Source organism: Pseudokineococcus marinus (assembly GCF_013004605.1).
Taxonomy (GTDB): domain Bacteria; phylum Actinomycetota; class Actinomycetes; order Actinomycetales; family Quadrisphaeraceae; genus Pseudokineococcus; species Pseudokineococcus marinus.
Map to the genome: position 1 here is coordinate 1 of NZ_JABEMA010000329.1, position 3,134 is coordinate 3,134.

The window sequence follows — 3,134 nt, forward strand, 5'->3', positions numbered from 1 at the left end:
GGCGGCCGCGAGCGCCAGCAGCCCGGCGCCCGCGGCGAGCAGTCCGGTGCTGGGGCCGCCGCCCTCGACGCCCGTGTTGGAGCGCAGGCCCGGGTTCTGCTGCACCGGGGCCGTCGTCACCGTGGCCGTCGGGCCCGGCTGCGTGACCGTCACCGTGGGGGTCGGCGCCGGGGCGGGTGCCTCGACGTCGAGCTGGCCCACGGTCGTCACCGTGACGGTGTAGTCCGCGGAGGAGAGGAAGAGGACCATGTAGTAGGAGCCCTCGTCGAGGTGGTCGGAGGCCCGCACCGTGGCGACGCTCCCCTCGTCCGTGAAGTCCTGCTCGGCCACGTCGAGCGTCGCGCCGGTCTCGGCGCTCTCCTCTCCCGCGGCGCCCTCGGCGACGTCCCCGGCGAGCTCCGCGACAGCGCGGGCGCCGACGACCCCGAGGAAGCCGTCCGCGCCGCTGCCCGCGTCGGCGGACGAGGCGCTGAACACGGAGTCGAGGACGAGGTCGACGCCGTCGCCCTCCTCGTCCATCGGCACGAGGAAGCCGTCGAGCTCCTCGAGCGAGTCGACGCCGAGACGGCGCAGGGTCGAGGTCTCGGGGAGCAGGACCTCGAAGGTCTCGCCTGCGGTCGCGGCGTAGGGCGTCTCGAGAGCGGCCGTGGCGTCCAGGTAGGAGGCGTCCACCTGCGCGGGGACGCTGACCAGGTCCGCGGCGTCCTCGGTCGGCACGAGGTCCAGCGGCACGTCGACCTCGAGCGGCGGGCTGTCGGGGAAGCCCTCGACCGCGAAGCCGGAGAGGAGGAGGACCGCGTCGTCGACGTCCGCCAGCGCCGCGTCGTCCCCCGGGAGGACGACCGTCAGGAGCCCTCCGTCGTCCACCGCCGGCACGAGGGGCTGTGCCAGCGCGACAGCCTCCGGGGGGACGCCGGCGTCGAGGGCGTCCCAGTACTTCTCGGCCTCGACGAGCTCGGCGACCGGCGCGACGGGGACCGACCTCTCGGGGAGCTGCACGGTCACGGTGCCGTCCGAGGCGAGGTCGACCGGCGTGGCGTCGAGGGTCTCGTACTGGTCCTCGTCGACGGGGAAGCCGGACGCCGTGAAGATCACGTCCTGACCCGGGTCGAGGACGTAGGGGTCGCTCGCCGCCAGTGCGCTGGGCGCTGCGAGGGCGAGGGCGGTGGTCGCGGCCAGGGCGCCGAGCCCGGTGGTGGCGGCTCGGCGGGTGGTCGTGCGCGGCATGGAGGCCCCTCGGGGGTCGAGGCGGGCGCGTGGCGGCCCGCGGCGTCGCGGAACCTATCGGCGGGGCCGGGGCCGAGGAGGAGGGTTCGCGGATCTCGGTCCGGTGACGACGACGCCGACGCGCCCCGAGACGACGACGCCCCGCCCACCCGGGAGGGTGGGCGGGGCGTCGGGTCGTGTCGGGGGCCGGCGCGGGGCCGGCCGCCGGCTCACCAGCCGCGCGAGGCCAGGCGGTGCGGCTCGGGGATGGCGTCGACGTTGAGGCCGACCATCGCGTCGCCGAGGCCGCGGGAGACCTTGGCGACGACGTCGGGGTCGTCGTGGAAGGTCGTCGCCTTGACGATGGCGGCGGCCCGGTCGGCCGGATTGCCCGACTTGAAGATGCCGGAGCCGACGAAGACGCCCTCGGCGCCCAGCTGCATCATCATCGCGGCGTCGGCCGGCGTGGCGATGCCACCCGCGGTGAAGAGGACGACGGGCAGCTTGCCGGCCGCCGCGACCTCGGCGACGAGCTCGTACGGCGCCTGCAGCTCCTTGGCGGCGACGTAGAGCTCGTCGCTGCTCATCGACGTGAGGCGGGCGATCTCGCCGCGGATGGTGCGGATGTGGCCCGTGGCGTTCGAGACGTCGCCGGTGCCCGCCTCGCCCTTGGAGCGGATCATCGCCGCGCCCTCGGTGATGCGGCGCAGGGCCTCGCCGAGGTTGGTCGCGCCGCAGACGAAGGGCACCGTGAAGCGCCACTTGTCGATGTGGTGGACGTAGTCGGCGGGGGTGAGGACCTCGGACTCGTCGACGTAGTCCACGCCGAGGCTCTGCAGCACCTGCGCCTCGACGAAGTGGCCGATGCGCGCCTTCGCCATGACGGGGATCGAGACGGCGTCGACGATGCCCTGGACGAGGTCGGGGTCGCTCATGCGGGCCACCCCGCCCTGGGCGCGGATGTCGGCGGGGACGCGCTCGAGGGCCATGACGGCGACGGCGCCGGCGTCCTCGGCGATCTTCGCCTGCTCGGCCGTGACGACGTCCATGATGACGCCGCCCTTGAGCATCTCGGCCATGCCGCGCTTGACCCGGGCGGTGCCGCGGGCCGCGCTGTCGCGGGGGCTCTCCCCCGGCCCGGTGGGCGGCTGGGCGGCGGCGGGCTGGGTCGTCTCGGGCGTGGGCACCGGTACCTCGCAGGTCTGCGGACGGGTGGGGGCGTCGCGTCGGGCGGGAGCCGCTCGACCGCGGGCGGGCGCGGCGGCGTGGGCCGCCTCACCGCGGCCCATGGTAGGCCCGGAGCCGCTCTCCCCCGTCGCCGGGCGCGCTGCCCCGGACGCGTCCGGGACGCCGCCGGAGGGCCTCGCGAGGGGCGGCACCGGGCTCAGGGCAGCAGGCCCGGGGGCGGCTCGTCGTCGACCTCGAAGGTGCGCGGCTCCGGCGCGCGCCCGGCCAGGCGGCCCCACCGCACGAGGCGGCTGCGCCGGCGGCGGCGCACCTGCACCTGCGCCTCGTTCGAGAACCTCCGGGCCAGGCGCAGCCGGCGGCACTCCGCGGCCAGGTCCTCGAGCAGCGGCGCCGCGGAGGGGTCCTGGCCCAGGGGCACGAGCACCTCGGGCGGCAGGGCGGCCCGCAGCGCGGCCGACAGGTCGCTCTCGGCCCGCTCGCGCTCCGCCGTCAGCCGTCCCGGCCCCGTCGCCGCACCCGCGTCCCGCCGTCCTCCGTCCCGCCCCGCCGCCCGGCGCCCCTCCTCGTCGGGACCCTCCTCGCCCGACCCCTCCGGCGCGGCGTCCCCGACCTCCTCGCCCTCCCCGAGCGCGTCGGCGGCGGCGACGGCGAGGAGCACCGACGACGCCGGGTCGAGCAGGCCGCTGCGCGCCAGCCGGTCCGCGGCCGCGGCGCGCCGCACGAGCTGCTCCACGAGGGCC

2 protein-coding genes and 1 pseudogene are annotated in these 3,134 nt (G+C 76.9%); all 3 read right to left on the reverse strand.

What is annotated here, in order from left to right; all coding sequences use genetic code 11:
* Positions 1–1,227: pseudogene (locus HLB09_RS14855) on the reverse strand (hypothetical protein); the annotation flags it as partial.
* A gap of 209 nt (positions 1,228–1,436) precedes the next feature.
* On the reverse strand, positions 1,437–2,393 hold the full coding sequence (pdxS, locus tag HLB09_RS14860) for a pyridoxal 5'-phosphate synthase lyase subunit PdxS (protein ID WP_171204111.1): 957 nt from the start codon (positions 2,391–2,393) through the stop codon (positions 1,437–1,439).
* Positions 2,394–2,590: 197 nt separating this feature from the next.
* Positions 2,591–3,134, reverse strand: a 544-nt coding sequence (locus tag HLB09_RS14865) for a hypothetical protein (protein WP_409373016.1), incomplete at its 5' end; no start/stop codon positions are given.